This is a genomic window from Priestia endophytica DSM 13796 (assembly GCF_900115845.1).
In the GTDB taxonomy this organism is placed as follows: domain Bacteria; phylum Bacillota; class Bacilli; order Bacillales; family Bacillaceae_H; genus Bacillus_I; species Bacillus_I endophytica.
In genome coordinates this window covers 91442-112329 of the sequence record NZ_FOXX01000007.1, presented here as the reverse complement: position 1 = coordinate 112329, position 20888 = coordinate 91442, and the positions used below count along the sequence as shown (strand labels likewise).

The 20888-nt window shown below is 36.8% G+C and carries 19 protein-coding genes; 4 read left to right on the top strand and 15 right to left on the bottom strand.

Features of this window, described 5'->3' with window-relative positions:
* Positions 1 to 160: 160 nt before the first annotated feature.
* The 3 genes from fabG to BM012_RS14380 all read right to left on the bottom strand — a co-directional run bounded on the left by fabG (position 161) and on the right by BM012_RS14380 (position 2686).
* Positions 161 to 901, bottom strand: coding sequence for a 3-oxoacyl-ACP reductase FabG (fabG, locus tag BM012_RS14390; protein ID WP_061803260.1), 741 nt, complete (start codon positions 899 to 901; stop codon positions 161 to 163).
* A gap of 6 nt (positions 902 to 907) precedes the next feature.
* Positions 908 to 1810 (bottom strand): intracellular short-chain-length polyhydroxyalkanoate depolymerase, encoded by a 903-nt coding sequence (gene phaZ, locus BM012_RS14385; protein WP_082802511.1) that lies wholly within the window; start codon positions 1808 to 1810, stop codon positions 908 to 910.
* 237 nt (positions 1811 to 2047) lie between these two features.
* Complete coding sequence (locus tag BM012_RS14380) at positions 2048 to 2686, bottom strand: TVP38/TMEM64 family protein (RefSeq protein ID WP_061803258.1); 639 nt, start codon at positions 2684 to 2686, stop codon at positions 2048 to 2050.
* A gap of 234 nt (positions 2687 to 2920) precedes the next feature.
* On the opposite strand from BM012_RS14380, the gene BM012_RS14375 reads away from it, so the two are divergent.
* The gene (locus tag BM012_RS14375; RefSeq protein ID WP_235606125.1) at positions 2921 to 3166 is read left to right on the top strand and encodes an IDEAL domain-containing protein; all 246 of its coding nucleotides are present in this window, start codon (positions 2921 to 2923) and stop codon (positions 3164 to 3166) included.
* Positions 3167 to 3252: 86 nt separating this feature from the next.
* On the opposite strand, the gene aceA is transcribed toward BM012_RS14375, so the two are convergent.
* The 5 genes from aceA to BM012_RS14350 all read right to left on the bottom strand — a co-directional run bounded on the left by aceA (position 3253) and on the right by BM012_RS14350 (position 9552).
* A complete protein-coding gene (gene aceA, locus BM012_RS14370; protein ID WP_061803257.1) occupies positions 3253 to 4536 on the bottom strand; it encodes an isocitrate lyase in 1284 nt (427 codons plus the stop codon).
* Between the two features lie 194 nt (positions 4537 to 4730).
* Complete coding sequence (locus BM012_RS14365) at positions 4731 to 5978, bottom strand: M48 family metallopeptidase (protein WP_061803256.1); 1248 nt, start codon at positions 5976 to 5978, stop codon at positions 4731 to 4733.
* A 131-nt stretch (positions 5979 to 6109) separates the two neighbouring features.
* Positions 6110 to 7666, bottom strand: a complete 1557-nt coding sequence (locus BM012_RS14360; protein ID WP_061803255.1) for a long-chain-fatty-acid--CoA ligase — start codon at positions 7664 to 7666, stop codon at positions 6110 to 6112.
* A 144-nt stretch (positions 7667 to 7810) separates the two neighbouring features.
* Positions 7811 to 8800, bottom strand: coding sequence for a lipoate--protein ligase (locus BM012_RS14355; protein ID WP_061803254.1), 990 nt, complete (start codon positions 8798 to 8800; stop codon positions 7811 to 7813).
* A gap of 17 nt (positions 8801 to 8817) precedes the next feature.
* Positions 8818 to 9552 carry an MBL fold metallo-hydrolase gene (locus BM012_RS14350; protein WP_061803253.1) on the bottom strand — a complete coding sequence of 245 codons (735 nt, stop codon included), beginning with the start codon at positions 9550 to 9552 and terminating at the stop codon, positions 8818 to 8820.
* A gap of 223 nt (positions 9553 to 9775) precedes the next feature.
* Here BM012_RS14350 and yhfH point away from each other — a divergent pair, with 223 nt between their 5' ends.
* A complete protein-coding gene (gene yhfH, locus BM012_RS14345; protein WP_064504960.1) occupies positions 9776 to 9904 on the top strand; it encodes a protein YhfH in 129 nt (42 codons plus the stop codon).
* Between the two features lie 46 nt (positions 9905 to 9950).
* On the opposite strand, the gene hemY is transcribed toward yhfH, so the two are convergent.
* From hemY to BM012_RS14325, 4 genes are all read right to left on the bottom strand, one after another.
* Positions 9951 to 11369 carry a protoporphyrinogen oxidase gene (hemY, locus tag BM012_RS14340; RefSeq protein WP_235606124.1) on the bottom strand — a complete coding sequence of 473 codons (1419 nt, stop codon included), beginning with the start codon at positions 11367 to 11369 and terminating at the stop codon, positions 9951 to 9953.
* A gap of 160 nt (positions 11370 to 11529) precedes the next feature.
* Entirely contained in the window at positions 11530 to 12465 is a 936-nt protein-coding gene (hemH, locus tag BM012_RS14335; RefSeq protein ID WP_061803251.1) for a ferrochelatase, read from the bottom strand.
* A 114-nt stretch (positions 12466 to 12579) separates the two neighbouring features.
* Positions 12580 to 13605: a uroporphyrinogen decarboxylase gene (gene hemE / locus BM012_RS14330; RefSeq protein ID WP_061803250.1), complete on the bottom strand. Its 1026-nt coding sequence runs from the start codon at positions 13603 to 13605 to the stop codon at positions 12580 to 12582.
* A 147-nt stretch (positions 13606 to 13752) separates the two neighbouring features.
* Positions 13753 to 15885: a transglycosylase domain-containing protein gene (locus tag BM012_RS14325; protein ID WP_061803249.1), complete on the bottom strand. Its 2133-nt coding sequence runs from the start codon at positions 15883 to 15885 to the stop codon at positions 13753 to 13755.
* A gap of 225 nt (positions 15886 to 16110) precedes the next feature.
* Between BM012_RS14325 and BM012_RS14320 the strand changes: the two genes are divergently transcribed.
* Together BM012_RS14320 and BM012_RS14315 are read left to right on the top strand one after the other, a co-directional pair.
* On the top strand, positions 16111 to 16620 hold the full coding sequence (locus tag BM012_RS14320) for an antibiotic biosynthesis monooxygenase family protein (RefSeq protein ID WP_061803248.1): 510 nt from the start codon (positions 16111 to 16113) through the stop codon (positions 16618 to 16620).
* Positions 16621 to 16723: 103 nt separating this feature from the next.
* Complete coding sequence (locus tag BM012_RS14315) at positions 16724 to 18109, top strand: hypothetical protein (protein WP_061803247.1); 1386 nt, start codon at positions 16724 to 16726, stop codon at positions 18107 to 18109.
* A gap of 20 nt (positions 18110 to 18129) precedes the next feature.
* On the opposite strand, the gene BM012_RS14310 is transcribed toward BM012_RS14315, so the two are convergent.
* The 3 genes from BM012_RS14310 to BM012_RS14300 all read right to left on the bottom strand — a co-directional run bounded on the left by BM012_RS14310 (position 18130) and on the right by BM012_RS14300 (position 20887).
* Positions 18130 to 18849 (bottom strand): EcsC family protein, encoded by a 720-nt coding sequence (locus BM012_RS14310; RefSeq protein WP_061803246.1) that lies wholly within the window; start codon positions 18847 to 18849, stop codon positions 18130 to 18132.
* A gap of 84 nt (positions 18850 to 18933) precedes the next feature.
* A complete protein-coding gene (locus BM012_RS14305; RefSeq protein ID WP_061803245.1) occupies positions 18934 to 20151 on the bottom strand; it encodes an ABC transporter permease in 1218 nt (405 codons plus the stop codon).
* On the bottom strand, positions 20144 to 20887 hold the full coding sequence (locus tag BM012_RS14300; protein WP_061803244.1) for an ABC transporter ATP-binding protein: 744 nt from the start codon (positions 20885 to 20887) through the stop codon (positions 20144 to 20146). The genes BM012_RS14305 and BM012_RS14300 overlap by 8 nt, the downstream gene beginning before the upstream one ends.
* Position 20888: the final 1 nt, after the last annotated feature.

Sequence of the window (20888 nt, the reverse complement as noted above, 5' to 3'; positions counted from 1 at the left end):
CTCTTTTTCTTTATTATAACATCGAAGCCATCACAAAACATCCGTTCGGTTTTTGCTAATGAATGAATTTTTTTCTTTAGCAATTTCTTCTGTTTTCATTTTAAAATAAAAAAAAGTGCCTTAAAAAAGGCACTCCCTTAACCAAAATTCTTGAATTTTACTACATCATAATCCCACCATCAACGTGCAGAGCTGTTCCGTGAACATATCTTGCTTCATCAGAAGCAAGATAAAGATACGCATTTGCAATGTCTTCAGGTTTTCCAAGCTCCTGAGCTGGAATTGTTTTCACAAGATTATTAATGACCTTTTCGGGCATGCTCTTGACCATATTTGTTGCGATAAATCCAGGCACAACAGCATTCACATTAATTCCTTTTCGAGCAAGTTCTTTTGCCCATGTTTTGGTCATTCCAACAACAGCTGCTTTTGATGCGGCATAGTTTGTTTGCCCAATATTTCCATACACCCCTGATACAGATGAAGTGCTAATGATTTTTCCTTTTCCTTTTTCAATCATGTAAGGCACAACAGCTTGAGTACAATGGAAAACACCCGTTAAGTTCACATCAATAACTTTTTGAAAGTTTTCTACAGACATCTTTGTTAACATAGCGTCTCTTGTAATACCTGCGTTATTAATCAAAATGTCCACTGTTCCAAACTTGTCGACTACGTTTTTTACCATGGAGTCTACGGAATCACGGTTTGCGACGTCTACTTTAAAAAACTCGACAGTACCGCCTTTTCCTCGAAGTATTTCAACACTCTCATGCCCAATTTTTTCATCAAAATCAGCGAGTGCTACCTTTGCTCCTTCTTCCATAAAACGCTTGGCTGCTTCAAATCCTAACCCACTTGCTGCTCCTGTAATGATCGCTACTTTGTTTTCTAATCTCATTCTTATTCACCCCTCTTTTTCATTTAGAAAGTGATTCATTTGATGGAGAACTTGATCAAGTGCATCGACAAGTGGAGAATGTCCACACTTATTTAATTCCACATATGTGCCAAATTCACCTAGGTCAACAGTAATTTCCCTTGTCATTTTTTGTGTAATGACATAATCCTTGTCTCCATAAAGGATTAAAACAGGTATGTGAATTTTTTGAACTTCATTACTTCCTTCCTTAAGCCCGTTATGATCGTTACTTAAATTGAAGGAATTTAAGCTATAATAAATGTCTGCTAAATTGCGCTGTGTTGTCATATCTTCTAAATAAGATTGATACCGCTCTTCTTCCGGTTTCTCATATACATAAACGAGCGAATCCCATACAGCTCGGAGAAATGGATAGTTTTTTGTCTCATAAGCTGTTACCATTGGAGCAATCCGACTATCTCCCTCAACTTCTTCTCTAGTTGAAAGACGATGATTCACATTAGGCCTTCCTAACTCGTCCATCTCATACAGTGGATATCCTCGAGTCGAGACCGATGATATTAAAATAAGATGATGACAGTCATCTGGATAAAGTGCCGCATACTGCAAGCAAACTCCTCCACCAAGTGACCACCCAAGAAGTGCAAAATCTTTCAGATGAATTTTATCAACAAAAAGTTTTACATCTTCCGCAAAGTCACGTATATCTTCAACTCGTGTATTATAAGTGGATTCACCAAACCCTCTTAGATCAAGTGCATAAATCTTATATTTCTCATCCGCTTTTTCTAAAAAGGTATCAAAATGCTTCGATGATGTCATATTTCCGTGGATGAGTAATAAAGGTACGGATCCTCCTTCCCGCTCTCGGTATCCTAGTGTTTCTCCATTCGAAAGCGTTATCTTTTTCAGCAGTACTTTCTTCATAAGCATCCCCCTATATTCCCATATAGTTAATAGGTTTATACTTTTGTTTACCCCTTTCCTCGCCCTTTGAACTAGTTTTAATAGCTAAAGCTTCACTTTTTCTGCAGAAGACCTTCTACTTTTACATTATTCAATATTCTTCCTTTTCATGATTGCAAGATTGATTTAATTTGTTTTTTGAACAAAAAAGAACTGTCATAGGACAGTTCCTTCAATGCTTAATATTTTACAAGTATTTTATCCTCTTTCTCGCTTTCGTTGCTTATATCCCGTTTTCGTATTTAGATGAATTTCAATTCGCTTTCCTATAATCCACAGTATTACGATAACAGCGAGTACAATAATTGTTTTAAGAGGCTCTCTAAAAAATGATCCGATATCTTCTCCAATATAGCTTATTGCAAAAATCATAACCATTTTTCCCGCCATAACGGCTAAGGCAAACTGAGCCATACTAACGCGAGATAGGCCTGCAACGACATTGATGGCTGCTGAAGGAGTAAAAGGAAAGCATAGCATAATAAACAAAGGACCAAAGCCGTGACGCTCAAGCCAATCCATGACGCGGCGCACTTGCTGATGGCGATGTAGAAAATTAAAAATGCGTCGCTGTCCATATTTCCTGACAAGTAAAAACACGCAAAGTGCTCCTCCTACTGCTCCAAGCCATGATATAAGAAACCCTAGCCACAGTCCAAATGCCGCAGAGTTAGCTACAACAAAGACAAACAGCGGCAAGATTGGAATAAAAGCTTCAAGGAAGGGTAGCAAAATACCAGGTAAAAGACCAAATGACTGATACTTATTAAGCAAGTCTAAAATGTTCTCTAGTGTAAAAAAATGCTCTACTTCATTCAATGCCCAAGCTTCCTCCATCTCTTCATAACTTTCATACTTGTTCTTATTTTATCCCATTATAGATTTTCTTGTACAGTTTGTCCTCTTTTAAGGATATAAGCCTGTTTTAATTCTTTTTTAACCGGGTAAAGATTATCAAAATAAAAGGCTTGGTTGCTCTGTTACAGTACAGAACAAATAATTTTTTCAAAAATTATAAATTCTAGTTGTATTTTCGCTTTTTCGTTTATATACTAAAAAAAAGGCGCAGGGGTGATTCTCATTAAAAACGAAAATTCTTACACTGAGATGATGAAGTCGCTAGCCCATTCACGGAGAAACAGAAAGGACGAAAACCTGTTACAGATGTACATCCAAATGGTTATTGATGATTCCCTTTTCAAACGCAAAAAAGAGATTTTGGAAACAGAGATTAATAATGCTTTAGACACAGGTGATCAGCAAACGTTCTACAAGTTAGCCGATAAATATGCAGACCTTATGAAAAGCACAACATAACGTATAAAGCCCTTCATTTCTTGAAGGGTTTTTTTATATCTGTTTTCACATAAAAAGAGGAGAAGCGTTAACGCTTCTCCTCTTTTTTATGCTTCAGTAAACTGTGATTCTTCTGTTGATCCTTTTAAGGCTGTTGTTGAAGACGTACCACCTGTAACAACCTGAGATACTTGATCAAAATATCCTGTGCCAACTTCACGCTGATGTCTTGTTGCACTATAGCCATGTTTTTCACTTGCAAATTCTGCTTGTTGAAGCTCTGAATATGCTCCCATACCGCGCGTTTTATATTTTCGCGCTAGCTCAAACATGCTGTGATTTAAAGAATGGAATCCTGCAAGAGTCACAAATTGGAACTTGTAGCCCATTTTTGCAATTTCACGCTGAAACTCTTCAATTGTTTCTTGATCTAATTTCTTCTTCCAGTTGAAAGATGGCGAACAATTGTAAGCAAGCATCTTACCTGGGAATTCTTCATGTATTGCTTTTGCAAATTTTTCTGCTTGTTCTAAACTTGGTTCAGATGTTTCACACCATACTAAGTCAGCATATGGAGCATATGCTAAGCCCCTTGCGATTGCTTGATCAATGCCTGCTTTTGTGCGATAGAAACCTTCTGGTGTTCTTTCTTCGCTCGCAATAAATTTTTGATCAACAGGGTCAATATCACTCGTAATTAAATCAGCTGCATCTGCATCTGTTCGTGCAATAACAAGCGTTGGTACTCCCATTACATCTGCTGCTAAACGAGCTGATATTAAATTTTTCACAGCTGTTTGAGTTGGAAGGAGGACTTTTCCACCAAGGTGGCCACATTTCTTTTCTGATGAAAGTTGATCTTCAAAATGAACGCCTGCTGCCCCAGACTCAATCATTCCTTTCATCAATTCGAAAACGTTTAATTGTCCACCAAATCCTGCTTCTGCATCTGCTACGATAGGAGCAAAGTAATCAATTTCCCCTTCTCCTTCAAGATGTTGGATTTGATCTGCACGCTGAAGAGCTTGGTTAATTCTCTTCACAACACTTGGTACACTGTTTGCTGGATATAAACTCTGATCTGGATACATATGTCCTGAAAGGTTTGCATCAGCAGCAACTTGCCAGCCGCTTAAGTAAATAGCTTTCAATCCTGCTTTTACTTGCTGTACAGCTTGATTTCCTGTCAAAGCTCCTAAAGCGTTAATAAATTGTTCTTCATGAAGACCTTTCCAAAGCTTTTCGGCTCCGTTCTTTGCAAGCGTGTATTCAATATCAATTGATCCTCTAAGCTTAATAACATCTTCTGCTGAATATGGGCGTGTAATACCTTCCCATCTTTTATCGTTTTTCCAGCTTTGTTCTAATTTTTGTACGCGTAAATCTTTCATTTCTCCATCCCCTTATTGATGAATTTTTCATAAAAGCATCTGCGACATTCCAAAACGAAAAGCTGTTCACCTTCTGTTATACTACAGTTTGTATTTATGTTAATTATTATATAACAACAGATTAAAAAACGGAACTACTTTTTTGAAATTTTTTACTGTCTATAGCTTCTTTTATTTTTCAAAATTTATCATACTTATTTATGTTGTTGAATATATTGCATCCTTTCTAACATTGGAGGATGTGTGTACTGAAAAAATTTCACAAGAGATGGTGGATTAACTTGGCTAAGACCTGCTTTTGAAAGCTTTTGAAACGAACTTACGGCCGCTTCTTTATCTTCAACAAGTTCGATAGCGTACTCATCTGCTTTCTTCTCGTGAACTCGTGATACATAGTTTGTTAAAGGACTTGCAGCAAAACTAAGCATCGAAATAATAAGAAGAAGTAAAGGAACTGTTGCCAGCGAACTAAGAGAAGAAATCCCTGCTTTCTTCTTATAACGCACGTACAAACTCCCCATTATTTTGTGGACAAGATACAATCCAACAAGCGATAAAACGAGCGATCCAAGCAACCCGTAATAAACATGCTTCATTGTGTAATGACCCATTTCATGTGCCATAATAAATAAAATTTCATCATCTGTTAAACGTTCTAGCGTTGTATCCCATAACACAATTCTTGAGTTAGAGCCAATCCCTGTGACATATGCATTAAGAGCATTTGTTTCCTCAGATTTATTCACCTCATAAACATGATCTGCTGGAATATTTACTTTGTCTGCTAATTGGAGAATCTTTTCTTCTAATTGTTTATTTTGAAGTGGAGAAAAGTCATCATAAAGAGGAGCAATAACAACCGGTTGAATAAAAGTTAAAAATAATGTAAATGGAATTGATAAAACCCACGTGTAAAACCACCATCGTTTTTTCGTATAACGAATAAGCATATAGATGACGTGAATAATGATAATCATCAAAACATAATTAAACCAAAAATCAATAAATTGCTCTTTGATCCAATCATGCAAAGATTGAACAGAAATCCCGTATTTTAATGACAGTTTATAGCGAATCCATTGTAAGGGAGCACTTAAAATAAGTGTTGCAAGTGACAACCAGAAGAGATAAATAACCGTTTGCATAAAATTGCGTTTACTTATCTTTTTCGCCCAAACATTGAACGTCCTTGACCACCCACACATAAGCAAAAAGAGCATAATAAGCCATTCATATGGTGCTGATAAAAGTGATAAGAAATTGCGGATTGTTGAATATTCCTCGCTTAACAGCAGTTCTTTTGATGTCATAAATGTTTGAGGATCAGCGCTTGTTCCTTGTAACTCACGTGGAATTTCTGCACTTGCTCCATACAGATACCCCCACAGAGCAAGTCCGTAAACAATAAAAAAAAGAAAAACAATAATAAACTTTTTTTTCACAAATATGCTCCTTCCTGTCCAACTTTCTATTATTTAGTTTAAGTCTTTTTTTCTATTTTAGAACTACAACTCCTTTCTGCCTTTTTCCATAAAAAAAGCCTTCGCCAAGTGGAGAAGGCTGAAGGGTAGAATTATAAATGAGTTGCTTCCTCTTCTGAAAGCTTCTTTTTTAAAGCTCTTCGTAAAATCTTTCCTGTCGTATTCTTAGGCAGTTCATCTAAAAATACAATATTCCGTGGAACTTTATATGGAGCAAGATGTGTTTTGCAAAATTCTAGAATTTCTTCTTCTGAAACGACTTTTTTCGTTACAACATACGCTTTTACAACTTCGCCATATGTTTCATCTTTTTCCCCTATAGCAGCGGCTTCAACGACAGCTTTATGTTCGTACAAACGTTCTTCAACTTCTCTTGGATAAACATTATATCCACCAACAATAATTAAATCTTTTTTACGATCAACAATATAAATATATCCATCTTCATCCATACGGGCTAAGTCACCTGTATATAGCCAGCCATCTTTTATAATGTGCCTTGTTTCTTCTTCAAGCTTATAATAGCCTTTCATGACATTGGGTCCTTTCACAACAAGCTCGCCTATTTCCCCAAATGGTACTTCTTCACCTTGTCCATCTACAACTTTATTTTCTACATTTACAATACTAACTCCGACAGATCCTTCCTTTTGTATGTTGCTTCTAGGAGGGTTAAAACAAGTTACAGGCGAAGCTTCTGAAAGTCCATATCCTTCTCTAATCGATATTTGAAACTTCTCTTCAAATTCACGTAGCAAAGCACTAGGCATTGATGATCCTCCAGAAACACAGAGACGTAGACTTTCCAATGCTTCTCTTGTGCCATTTTCATATTGACATAGAAAGTTATACATTGTTGGTACTCCCGCAAAGATGGTTGCTTTTTCTGCGCTAACATACGAAAAGACTTGAGAGGGACTGAATTTTGGAAGAATCAAAATTGTAGCACCCGCTATAAGCGGTGCGTTAATGCAAACTGTTAAACAGAAAACATGGAACATTGGTAAAACGGCGATAATACGATCAGCCTTCGCTATATTTAAGTATGTGGACGTATCTCTCGCATTGCTGTAGATATTAGTATGGGTGAGCATCGCTCCTTTTGGTTTCCCGGTTGTTCCAGATGTATACAAAATCATTGCTACATCTTCCCCATCGATTGGAACAGGCAGCAATGTACGTTCAAGCAGATGCAGAACTTCTGTGAACGTATGTACCTTTCCCTTAAGTCGTTTAGATACATGAAAAGAGTCAGCTTCTGCAAGTCTTTCTGTTGGACAAACAATGATATTCTTCAAGTAGGGTTCTCGCTCTAAGGAGTTCAGTAAACTATCGATTGAAATCACTGTTTTTACATCACTGTCTTGTAAGATATATTGAATTTCACTTTTCGTATAAAGTGGATTAATAGGCACAGCAACAGCCCCTGCCCGAAGTACTCCATATAGTGACACAATAAAATGATATGAATTATTTAAAAGAAGTGCTACATGGTCACCTTTTTGAACTCCAAGCGTTTGAAGGCCTGAGGCAAACTTTGTTGCTTGTTCATCTAACATCTTATACGAAACAACATAATCTTTATATTTGTAAGCTGTTTTCTCGCCATCTTCTTGTGCTTTTATTGATAAATTTTGTAATATATTCATTTTCTCCCTCCCTTAAAATAAGTATTCTTACCTCTTGGTCTCTCCCCCTGTTACTCATCCCCCACTTTTTTTATTTTATAATTAATTTTCTCAATTTTCAAAATAAAAAAACCTAGAAGAAACAAAATGTTTCTTCTGGGCTTTTTAGTACACAAGATCAATAAATTCTTCTTTTGTTACATTTCCAAAATAATGTTTAATATCAACGTCATCGAGCACTTTAGCAACCTCCTGACGCTCATAACGGATCCCTGTTAGCTTCTCTTCAATTTCCTCCACATTTCCAACGCCAAAGAAATCTCCAAAGATTTTACATTGCTCAACTTGGCCTTTTTTCACTTCAAGACGAACATCAATTTGTCCAATTGGAAAACGGTTTGAATGTTGAAGGTTGAACTTTGGTGATTTGCCGTAGTTCCAATCCCAATTTTGGTAACGTTCTTTTGATATTTCGTTAATTTTTTTCCAATCTTCTTCAGTAAGTTCATAGCGCTGTATGTTCTCTTCTCCATCGAAAATATAGTTTAGAATAAGCTGTTTAAATTCTTCCGTTGTTAACTTTTTCTCTAAAAATTCACTTATATTCGCTACTCGACTTCTGATGGATTTGATTCCTTTTGATTCAATTTTATCTTTTTTCACCTTTAATGCAGAAACAACGTTTTCAATCTCTGAATCTAAAAGAAGTGTACCATGGCTAAACATACGTCCTTTTGTTGAGAATTGGGCATTCCCAGAAATCTTTCGTCCTTGAGCAATAATATCATTACGACCGCTAAGCTCTGCATCTACACCTAATTTTTCTAACGCTTGGATAACAGGCTCTGTAAACTTCTTAAAGTTATGAAAGCTCTCTCCATCATCTTTTGTAATAAAGCTAAAGTTTAAGTTTCCTAAATCATGATACACAGCACCGCCACCAGATAAACGACGAACAACATGTAAGCCTTGTTCCTCCACATATTTAGTATTAATCTCCTCAATTGTGTTCTGGTTTTTTCCGATGATGATAGATGGTTCATTAATGTAAAATAGAAGGTACGTTTCTTCGATATCTAAATGTTTTAAAATGTACTCTTCAATAGCTAAGTTAATTCTTGGATCTGTAATATTGTTATTATCAATATAAAGCATACAAATATCTTCTCCTTTTATGTATTCCATGTGAATCCGCTATAAGCAAGCTCTACATTTCCTTCAAATACCTCTTGAGCTTCTTTTTTCAAACAGTTAATATCTCCAAAATGAGGGAGATGAGAGAGCAGTAGATGTTTAACGTTCGCTTCTTTTGCGATAAATCCAGCTTCTTCACTTGTCATATGCCCAGGACCTTCTCCATTTTGTCCCTTATAAAAGTTACATTCACAAATAAGCAAGTCAGCATTTGTTGAAAAGGGAATAAACTCATCTTGATAGCTTGAATCAGCTGTAAACACCACTGTTTTTTCTCCCGCTTGAATTTTCATCGCAAAGCATGGAACAGGATGTTTTGTTTTTAAAAACTCAATGTGAAAAGGTCCAATTTGCAATTCTTCTTCTGGATTATATTCTTTTCCAACTGTATCTCCTTCACTTGTTAAAGAATGAAACCCATCCATATTATAAGTATGTCCATAAATCGGCAATGGATTGCGTTTGTTTCCAAGACTCCCTTGAATCTTTAAGGCATATTGTAAAACACCAACATCTGCAACATGATCATGATGATAGTGTGAAATGATAACAGCATTAAGCTCAAATGGTTCTATATAGTTTTGAAGCTGTGCTAATGCTCCGCTTCCACAGTCTACAAGAAGATTAAAGCCATCGTGTTCAAATAAATAAGAGGTTGTTGCTTCTCCTTTAGCAGGATAACCACCCCAATATCCAACTGTTGTTACCTTCATTGCGTTAAAGCCCCCTGTTCATTTTCTGTATTGAAAGGTTACACGGAATAGAAATTTCCCATTCTATTATACCCGAAAAATCATGCTCTACCTATTCAGAAAGCTTCTTCATTTATAAGCTAGGCCATTTTATCATTTTTATATATTGTTATAAAACAGTTGACATTTTCTCTTCTGTTATAATACAATGATATTAACAAAATTCGTGTTAGGGGGAGTTAAAATGATCGAAAAGATTACTGAATTTTTCAGAAATTTACCACCTAAAAGATGCCGAGATTGTGGAAATGCAATAGAAGAGCAGCATGAATGTTACGGAAATACGTGTAATAAATGTTTAAATATCAAATAAAAAAGGAAGGCTAATGCCTTCCTTTTTTATTTGATATTTAAGAAATTTATGGTTTCTGTAGTAGATTAAGCACCTTTTGAACAGCTGTTTCACCTTGATCAATACAGTCTGGCAAACCTAGTCCTTCATAAGAACTGCCTGCTAAAAATAATCCTGGCATTGTATGCTCAAGCTGATCATAAATGGTTTCAATTGTGTTTTTATGGCCAACTATATATTGGGGCATTGCTCGTTTCCAGCGTGAGACAATAGAAAATTCAGGAAGACCTTCAACATCCATAATTCGATTTAAATCTTCCAGTACAATCCGCACAATTTCTTCATCAGATAAATCTACAACAGCTTCATCACCTGCTTTTCCAACATAGCAACGAAGCAATACTTTACCTTCTGGAGTTGTGTGCGGCCATTTCTTATGTGTCCATGTGCATGCTGTTATAGTATAGTCACCATTTCGAGCTACAACAAACCCTGTTCCATTAATGTCTTGTTTGACAGCTTCTTTTGGAAAAGCCATTGCAACTGTTGCAACGCTTGTGGCAGGCATGTCCTTTAATGGCTGTAAAAGAGAACATTGAGGAAGAAGTGATTGAGCAGCATAGTGAGGTGTTGTCACAATAACGCTATCTGCGATAATTTTATCTCCGTTACTTAATGAAAGATGAAATTTACCATCTGACTCATGCATGGAATCTACTCGGACTCCTTTTTGAACAGCAGTAGGCTCTAAATGTTCTTCGACTGCATCCACAAGAGATTGCAAACCGGTTTTTAATGTTAAGAACTGCCCTTTTGCTTTTCCACCATGTGAAGATGGCTTTTGACGGAGATCTTTGATTTTTTTCATTCCAAAAATAAGACTTCTGTGCTCTTGCTCTGCATGATAAAACTGAGGAAAAGTCGACATAAGGCTTAGTCGATCAATATCTCCTGCATATATACCAGATAAAAGCGGTTCAATTAAATTTTCCACAACTTCGTTTCCTAAACGACGTCTAAAAAAGTGACCAAGCGACTGATCTCCTTTTTCTTTTGTTTTAGGCAGAATGAAATCTGCTGCAGCTCTTACTTTTCCCATTGGACTGAATAATCCTGTTGTAAGAAATGGAGAAATTTCAGTTGGAATGCCCATTACAGCTCCTTGTGGAATAGGGTGGAGCTTCTCCCTTGCTAAAACGTAAGATTGACCTGTAGAGTTATTTGTAAGTTCTTCTCCAAGACCTACTTCTTTTACAAGTCTTGCTGCACTTTGCTTTCTCGCTAAAAAGGAATCAGGACCTCTTTCAATCGTGAAACCATCTCGCTTCATCGTCTGGATTTTTCCGCCTAGGCGATGACTTGCCTCTATTAAACGATAATCTATCGGTAATTTTTTATCTTTAATCTCTTTCTGCAAATAATAAGCAGCTGTAATGCCGGTAATTCCGCCACCGATAATTACAACTTTTTGGCGTTTTTCGCTCAATTGTATCATCTGCTTTCTTTTTTATTGTTATTGTATTATTTGTAGTCTAAATTATTTCTAACATATTTGCGAACTTCTGTAACCGGACAGTTATGACAGTTTCGTGACACCCAAAAAGAAACTACGCAAATATATGCGTAGCTCCGTTTGTGGTTTTTAATTATTTTGGTTGCTTTACTTTGTTTAAAACAACTGTTGCTAAGCTATCAATAAACTCATCTTGAGCGTTTGGCATAGCTGGTCTGTAGTACTTTGCACCAATTTCATCTGTCACAACTTTACATTCATAATCATTGTCGTATAGAACTTCAAGGTGATCCGCTATAAATCCAACAGGAGCATAAACAAAAGATGTGTATCCTTTCTCTTCATAAAGTGCTCGAGTTAAATCTTGCACATCTGGTCCAAGCCAAGGATCTGGCGTGTTTCCTTCGCTTTGCCAGCCAATCTCATAGTTTTTAATTCCCGCTTCTGTTGCGATGAGGTCAGCTGTTCTTCGAAGCTGATCAGGATAAGGATCACCTGCAGCGATAATTTTCTCTGGCAAGCTATGAGCTGAAACAATTAATACAGCCTTTTCTCGTTCTTCCTCGCTCATATTACTGAAAATATCTTTAATGCGTTTCGCCCAATAGTTGATGAATTTTGGCTCATCATACCAACTTTCAACTGGGTGAATTTGCGGTCCTCCTAGTTTTTCTGCTTCTTCCACTGCCCGTCCATTGTAAGATTTCACACTATAGCTTGAATAGTGAGGAGCGAGCACAAGACTGATTGCTTCCTCAATTCCATCTTCATGCATTTTAGCTACTGCATCTTCAACAAAAGGTTCAATATGTTTTAAACCAAGATATGATGTAAACTCCACTTCTTTTTGAATACTATTTAAATGCTCTTCAAGCTTTTTCGCTTGTTCTTCTGTAATGCGAGCAAGTGGGGAGATTCCCCCGATTGCTTTATAGCGATCAGTAAGATCCTGTAGCATTTCAGGAGTTGGTTTTCGACCTCTGCGAATGTGAGTATAGTAACGTTCAATATCTTCCTCTTTGTATGGCGTTCCGTAAGCCATTACAAGTAAACCCATTTTTTTTGCCATTTTTCTGCACCTCATTAAAACACTATATTTTAAAATAATTATCTTTTAATAATAACTATTATCTATTTTCCCATGAATACAACATAATTTCAAAAGATAAGGTGGCTTTTTTCATTATTTTTGGCTCGAGTACTCATGAATGAACGAAGTTAGTCGCTTAAGCGTATCAGGATTTACATCTGGGAATACACCGTGTCCTAAATTGAAAATATAGTTTGGCGTTAACATTCCTTGATCTAAGATTGCTTTTACACGCTCTTCAATAACAGGCCATGGAGCAAGTAAAATCGCTGGATCTAAGTTTCCTTGTACTGTTTTATTTACTCCAAGTGCCCGAGCTTCGTTAATAGATAAACGCCAGTCTAGACCAACAACATCAAGAGGCAAATCGTTCCACTCATGAACAAGATGACTTGCTCCAACACCAAACATAATAAGCGGAACACCTTCATTTCGAAGCGAACTAAAAATCTTCTCCATTGTTGGTTTAATAAATGTCCGGTAATCTTGGACATTTAAGGCTCCAACCCATGAGTCAAAAATTTGAATAGCTTTAGCTCCTGCCTTAATCTGTGACTTCACATATGTGATCGTCATATCAGCAAGCTTATCCATTAGAGCAAACCATGTCTTTGGTTCAGCATACATCATTGCTTTTGTTTTATTATAGTTTTTAGAAGGGCCTCCTTCGATCATATAACTTGCTATTGTAAAAGGAGCTCCAGCAAAACCAATAAGTGGAACATCGAGCTGTTCTGTTGTGAGTAACTTAATTGTTTCTAACACATAAGGAACATCTTCTTCTGGATGAATTTCTCCAAGGTTTTCAACGTCCTTTAGGGCACGAATTGGATTGCTAATAACAGGGCCAATGCCTGTTTTAATATCAACGTCAACACCAATCGCTGGAAGCGGTGACATAATATCTTTATAAAGGATTGCAGCGTCTACCCCGTATTGCTCAACAGGCAGTCGTGTGACATATGCACCGAGTTCTGGTTGATGCGTAATTTCAAAAAGAGAGTACTTTTCTTTGAGTTTTCGATATTCAGGCTGTGAACGTCCCGCCTGTCTCATATACCACACAGGGACATGATCTGTTTTTTCCCCTCGACATGCTTTTAAAAATGTTTCATTCATAAATTCCTTCACCTTCCCTATCCATAATCCGGTATGTATATTAGCCTCTTATCCATAAGAGGCTAATTTTCTTCTCCTTTTGCCACTATACCGATTTTTACAACGGTTGTATACTTAGAAGCTTCAGTTGTCAAAAAGATGTGCGATTCAGGAAGCTTGAAATCCAAAAAGAGACGGAGATACTTTATTTGACTTCTCTCCACGTTCTTTCGTTTGTGTGTTATAAGGCATAACGTAGAATGTTGAAGAACTAAAAACATTAGCTCCCTCCACTTCATATTTGCCCTTTCCTTTTACTTTGCCAACAAGCTTTGTTTCGCCTTCTTTTTCTTCATAAATATAGTAAACAACACGTTTATCTTCTAAAGGAGTCCATTCTAATGTTAAAGAAAACACGCCTTTATCACCTGTTAAGTCATCGATTTTCTCTAACCGAATCGGATCTTTTAAATCTTTTGTCTTCTTAGGTTTTTTAAAAGACTCTTTCTTTTCAATAGAAGATTGCGACAAAATGTCTTTAAAAAGAATGGTTGGCTTTGAGCTTCCTCCTGTTAAATAATGAGAAGAGTTTGTCTTGTCATATCCCATCCATACTGTCCCTGTATACTGTGGGGTATATCCTGCAAACCAAACATCTTTATTAGCTCCCTTGACATTTGGAAAGGTTGTTGTACCTGTTTTCCCTGCGAGAGCTCCTGAGAACGTTCCGGCTGTTGCTGTTCCATCTTCCACAACTGCTTGAAGCATTTTTGTCATATACCATGATGTTTGTTTGGAAAATACTCTTTCTTTTTTTACTTTTTCAGTTTTTTTCACCGTTTCTCCGTCTGCTGTTTGAATTTTAGTAATAAAATGAGGCTCAACGTGAACACCTCCATTAGCAAATGTTTGATATGCTGAAGCAATTTGTAGAGGTGTTACTCCCTCTCTTAAACCACCAAGCGCAATAGCAAGGCCATTATCTTCAATAGGCATATGGAGTTTCTCTAAATATTCCTTACTTTTTGGGACCCCAAGTTTGTTTAATGTCCATACAGCAGATGTATTAACTGAATCTTTTAATGCATCATACATAGTGATTTTCCCTCGGTACTCTTCATGAGCATTATGTGGTTCATAGCCGTTATATGAAACAACTTCATCTCTTAAAAGTGAATATGGCTTAAATTTTTTCTCTTCAAGAGCAGGTCCATAAACCGCTAACGGCTTAAAAGTAGATCCTGGCTGACGCTTAATATTGAGACGATTAAGGCCTTTTTGAACATAATCTCTTCCCCCAATAGCAGCGGTGACTCCACCTGTTTTGTTATCAAGAAGGACGAAAGCGCCTTGTACGCTATCATCTGTCCCTGGAAAATAGCTTCCTTCTTGAAAAAGTTCATATGCTTTCTTTTGCACGCTCGTATTTAACGGTACTGTAATTTTATAGCCACCTCGTAGAAGTTCTTCATTTGATAAAGAATACCTATCTTTGGCTTCTTCCATCACCATATCAAAATACGTAAAATAGCTAGGCTCTTTTGCACGTGTCACAACATCTGTTCCAAGCGTTTTTCCTTGAAGCCGTACCGTTTCCTTCGCTGATAAATATCCTGATTTCTCCATAAGGCCAAGAACGACATTGCGTCTTTCTAAACTTTTATCAGGATTTAGAATTGGAGAGTATGTTGTTGGTGCTTTAAGCATAGCAGCTAAAACTGCACTTTGATCTGCTGTTAATTCTGAAATGTCTTTATTAAAGTAAACATGTGAAGCTGCTTGCACTCCATATGCTCCTTGTCCTAAGTACACTTGATTTAAATACATTTCTAGGATTTTATCTTTGCTGTAGCGATTTTCGAGATTAATGGCAATAATGGCTTCTTTTCCTTTACGCAAGAATGTTTTTTCATTTGATAAAAATACATTTTTAGCAAGTTGCTGTGTAATGGTGCTTGCTCCTTCCGCTTTTCCTCCTGCTAAAATATTTTTGTATACCGCTCTTGAAATCGATTTTAAATCTATTCCATGATGTTCGTAAAAACGAACATCTTCTGTTGCAATAAATGCTTCCTTTACATGGTCTGGAATGTCTTCAATTGGAATGGGATCTCGGTTTTCTACGTATAGTTTCGTAATTTCCTTGCCGTTTTGATCCACAAGTGTTGTGGCAGAATTTAAAACAAGCTTTTTCTCGTCGATAATGTAATCTCCTAAAAGAATAATAATAAAGTAGCCGATAACACCTACTAACAGGAGTCCAACAACGATTCCACCTGCAACAATTCCTTTCTTATACATTGTTTTCACCTCTTCTTTGTGCCAAAACCAATTAGGGGGTTCTAAAACACTTCCTTCATGATAATAGAAAGTGTTGGAAATCTCCAGACATATAAGGTTAACCTTTTTCTTTGCTCCACAAGAGAAAACATTCTATACTTTTAATATGAGTTTGGAAAAGCTTTCATATGCATAGTTTTGTATTTTTTTCCATAACTAAGCAAACCTATAGTGAGAGGTGATTTGATGAAGAAAGTTTATATTACACATGGAACTGAAAATTATTTAGGTAAACTTGCAAATGAACATCTTCAGGAAAATACGCTTTTACTTGTTTCTCCTGACAATGCTGCTCTTCTTCACGAAACAGAAGGAGACACTTTTTTTAAAGAAGGACGAAATTACGAAGTACTAGATTCTGTTGGAGAGATTGTCAAAAATGGGTTTGCTGTTTTTAACAACATTCCTGTTACAGAAGAAGGGCGCCCTCTTTTTGAACACCGCTTCAAAAACCGAGCAGGAAAAATTGAAACAGAACCTGGATTTTTAGCTTTACGCGTACTGCGTCCAACAAATAGCGACACATACGTGATTTTTACTCTCTGGGAAGATGAAAAAAGCTTTCTTGATTGGAAAGAATCCAATTCTTTTAAGAGTGCTCATAAGAAACAAGGAACATCTGAAGGCCTTGATCAGCAAAAACAAGTCTTTCCAAAACCATCTTATATAACATCATTCAGAGTAAAAGAAGCATAAAAAAAGCCTTCCGAATTTTCGGGAGGCTTCTTTTATAGGTGTTTATCACAAAAACCTCTCTATCACATATGCTATATTACGTTAGGACGCAGGAGGCATAATGATGGATATGGGATTGACGCTTATTCACTGGACATATGTGCTCTTCATTTTTCTTATTATCGGATTTATGGTCAAAAGACTTGATACAACCATTTTATGTATTGTAGGAATATTTCTTGTTTCTTTTATTGCTCATCCTTCTTTACCAAACGCTATTAGTAATGTCTTTAATAGCTTTATTTACGCCATTACAGAGCTTTTACCAACCATTTTAATTATTTGCATTATTGTGGCGATGAGTAAATCGCTTACTGCCACAGGAATTCACGATACAATGATCTCTCCTTTTGCAAAACTCATCAGAACTCCTACGCTCGCCTATTGGATCACGGGAATTCTCATGATGAGTATTTCTTACTTTTTCTGGCCCTCTCCTGCTGTTGCTTTAATTGGAGCTATTTTGCTCCCTATAGCACTTCGAGTTGGTTTACCTGCAATGGGCGTTGCTGTTGCAATGAACCTTTTTGGCCACGGTATTGCCCTTTCAGGTGATTTCGTTATTCAAGCAGCACCAAAACTTACGGGTGATGCTGCAGGTATTCCTGTTCATGAAGTTATCCAAGCAAGTGTTCCACTTGTAATTACAATGGGTGTTGTAACAACTTTTACTGCTTTTTTTCTGCTTAAACGTGATTTGAAATTAGGGAAGATTTCCGTTGAACACCCTTCAGCTAATAATGCGCAAACGCACGGACAGCTTCTCTCAAAGAAAACAAATATCATAATGGCCGCTATCATTCCGCTCCTCTTTATAATAGATATCTTTCTTATGTTTAAGCTAAATCTTCAAGGAAGTGATGCGACAGCATTAGTCGGTGGTACCGCGCTTTTTATCCTTCTAGCCATTGCCCTTTTAGGTCATAAAAGAAAAGGACTTGAGAAAACCACATCATATCTTGTTGATGGTTTTCAGTTTGGTTTTAAAGTATTCGGTCCTGTTATTCCAATCGCAGCCTTTTTCTATCTTGGAGATGCTGGATTTACTACGATTGTAGGGGATTATTTGCCACAGGACTCCAATGGAATTGTTAACGATCTTGGAGCTGCTCTCTCCGCTTCTGTACCGCTTACGAAAGAAGTTGCAGCGGTTACTTTGACAGCAGTAGGAGCTATTACAGGGCTCGATGGATCTGGATTTTCAGGTATTTCTCTTGTTGGATCTATTGCTAAAATTTTTGCAGCTTCTATTGATGGCAGCATTGCTACCTTGACTGCACTTGGCCAAATAGCTGGAATCTGGGTTGGCGGAGGCACTATTATTCCTTGGGCCCTTATTCCTGCAGCCGCAATTTGTAATGTAAGCCCTTTTGAGCTTGCTCGCCGCAACCTTCTTCCTGTTGGGATTGGTTTAGTTGTTACAACAATTGTCGCAATTATCCTTATGTAAAAAAAGATCTAGCATTTACGCTAGATCTTTTCTTCCCTTTCTGAAGGCAGCAAGCGCAAACGATATACATTCATTGCTGTCTCCCCTAGATGTTCGACAAGGCGGTAGTTTACAACAGCTCCAACAACAGCTCCTACTCCTGGAGCAAGTTGGAGTAGTTTGGCTAAATCTAAATAATCTCGATACTCCTGTTGAAAAGTGCGCCAATCAATTTCCTTTTCAGGATTCTCTTCCCACTCTTTAATATTTTGTAAAACACTGTTCTTATGATCATCGCGACAAAAAGCAAGATGAAAAATGTGAAGAAGATAAATTCGTTCTTCATATTTTTTAAGATCCAGTCCGTAAAGAAGCGCAATTTGAAACAAACACTTCATTTTGATGGATAAGAAAAGTGGGAAATCTGCCATTCCTAAAAATATTCCCCCTGCTCCTGTTCCCGCTCCTTCAAGCGATGCTGTTTTTTGATATCGTTTAATTGCTGCTTTTACTTTTTCCTCTCGCTCTTGGAAAGATGCTGGGAGTGGCTCTTTTAACTTTGTTGTATAATCAGAACCTGTCAAAACAGCACTCACCATCTTTTTCATTGCTTCTGTAACAACAAGATGAAAGCGCTCTGGAATTTTGTTAGCAATTCCTATTTGTGCTCTTTTAGCCGCTCTTTCAAACATTGAAGGCTTTTTATTCAGTTCATGTTTCCACATTTCTGCCATATAGAGAACGTCTTGTTCATAAGTCATCTTTTTCTCCCCCCTTGTTTACTATACGACTCAAAAAACAGTAAGTAGCACATTACTTTTAAAAAAAGCGCTAAAACAATTGTTTTAGCGCTTTTTTCTCATCTTCGCTCTCACATACTGATACGTGAACAAATAAAACACAATTAGAGAGGAAATAAAAGCAAGTATTCCTGCTAATGGAGTATGAAAAACTCCAAGTAAAACACTTAGTGCAAAAGCTTGCCCAGCAAGAATGATGAAGAAGAAACGCAAAAACGTTGCTTCCTTAACCTTCTCACTAATTGGGTAAAGATTTATCCAAATTTTGTAGTGATGATGCTTCCATAAAGGCATAAGCTGAATAGCTGTCATATATACAAAAAGGAGAACTGTCACAATATTTCCAAGTGTAAATGGCAAGAAATATAAACAGAAGGCTCCAACAAAGGTTAATCGAATAACAAGCCCTAAATAGCCTCCAGCTCTAAGGAAAGTTCGTGCATAAAGATGGTGATATGTTTCATTTTGTTTATAAGGAATAAACTGTACTAAAACATCTAAATAGCGACGACGTTTTGGTTCATCTCCAACATTAGGGATATCTGTAAATGAATTAGCTAGTCTGTAAAAAAGCATCATTCGCTTCTCTTCAAGAGAGATTAAACCTTCCCAATAAAAAGGACGCTTTTTTGTATCATTATAAAAGTACGCTGTTAAAATGAGCAGAATGAAGAATGTAGCAATCCAAAAAAGCGGATGTGCGTCAACAAACAAAAAGTAAGAGATTAAGGCATTCAAAATATAGCGGAACACTACGCTATAAACATGAATCCCTTTCTCTGGATAGCGTGAAATAGCCCATGTCATAAATAAATTAAGACCTTTCACGATCGTTAGGATAAGCAAAATAAACAGAACGTTTTTAAATGTATTGTTCCCCATTGCTAAGTAGAGAGGAGCAAGCACCCCGACAACAATTAATAAAACGTAAAACTGAATCATATACGTTAACCAAAAAGAATTTCTTATATATGATGAAAGCCGCTTTTCCATCGGCAACAGGAATACTAAATCTCCATGTTTAAAAAACGTATATACTGTGCCTCTTGTTAAAAAGAAAGCAACAACAATTGCGATAAATGGGGCTCCATTAAAGTTTTCTGGCAATCCTTCAAGAAATTGCTGATAGTAGTAAGCTCCAATCAAAATAAAAAAGATTAAAATATACTTTAAGTGATCGTTTAAAATATAGCGTCCATAACGCCGAATTTCTTTAGCATTTTCTTTGAATCTTTGTCTCCATAGCGCATTTATGTCATTCATAGCCATCTTCCTTCGTAAGCGCTACGTAAATTTCATCAAGGCTTGCCTTTGGCATACTAAATTGCATTCTAAGCTCTTCAATTGTTCCTGATGCATGTACTTTTCCATTATGTAAAATAATAAATCGATCACAATATTTTTCAGCAGTTGCTAAGATATGGGTGGACATTAAAATAGCTGCCCCTTGGTCTTTCATTTCCACCATTAAGTCTAAGAGCGATTGAATACCAAGTGGATCAAGCCCCAAGAAAGGCTCATCAATAATGTAAAGTGAAGGCTGCACTAAAAAAGCGCACATGATCATAACCTTTTGCTTCATTCCTTTTGAGAAATGAGCCGGAAACCACTTTAATTTCTTGTCCATACGGAACTCTTTTAGTAAAACCGGCAAACGCTTCTCATATGTATTCTCATCGATGTTATAAGCCATAGCTGTTAAACGTAGATGTTCTTCTAGTGTTAACTCTTCATATAAAACAGGTGTTTCAGGGATAAAGGTAAACTGTGATCTGTATGTTTCCATATCCTGTTTTAATGTTTTTCCATTAATAGAAATTGTTCCTTCACGCGGCTCCATTGTACCAATCACATGTTTGATTGTTGTACTTTTCCCAGCTCCGTTCAATCCGATTAATCCAACGAGCTCTCCCTTTTTCACCTCAAAAGAAATATCCTTTAATACAGGATTTCTCGTATATCCTCCTGTTACATTCGAAAGTTTTAACAGTGCAGTCATA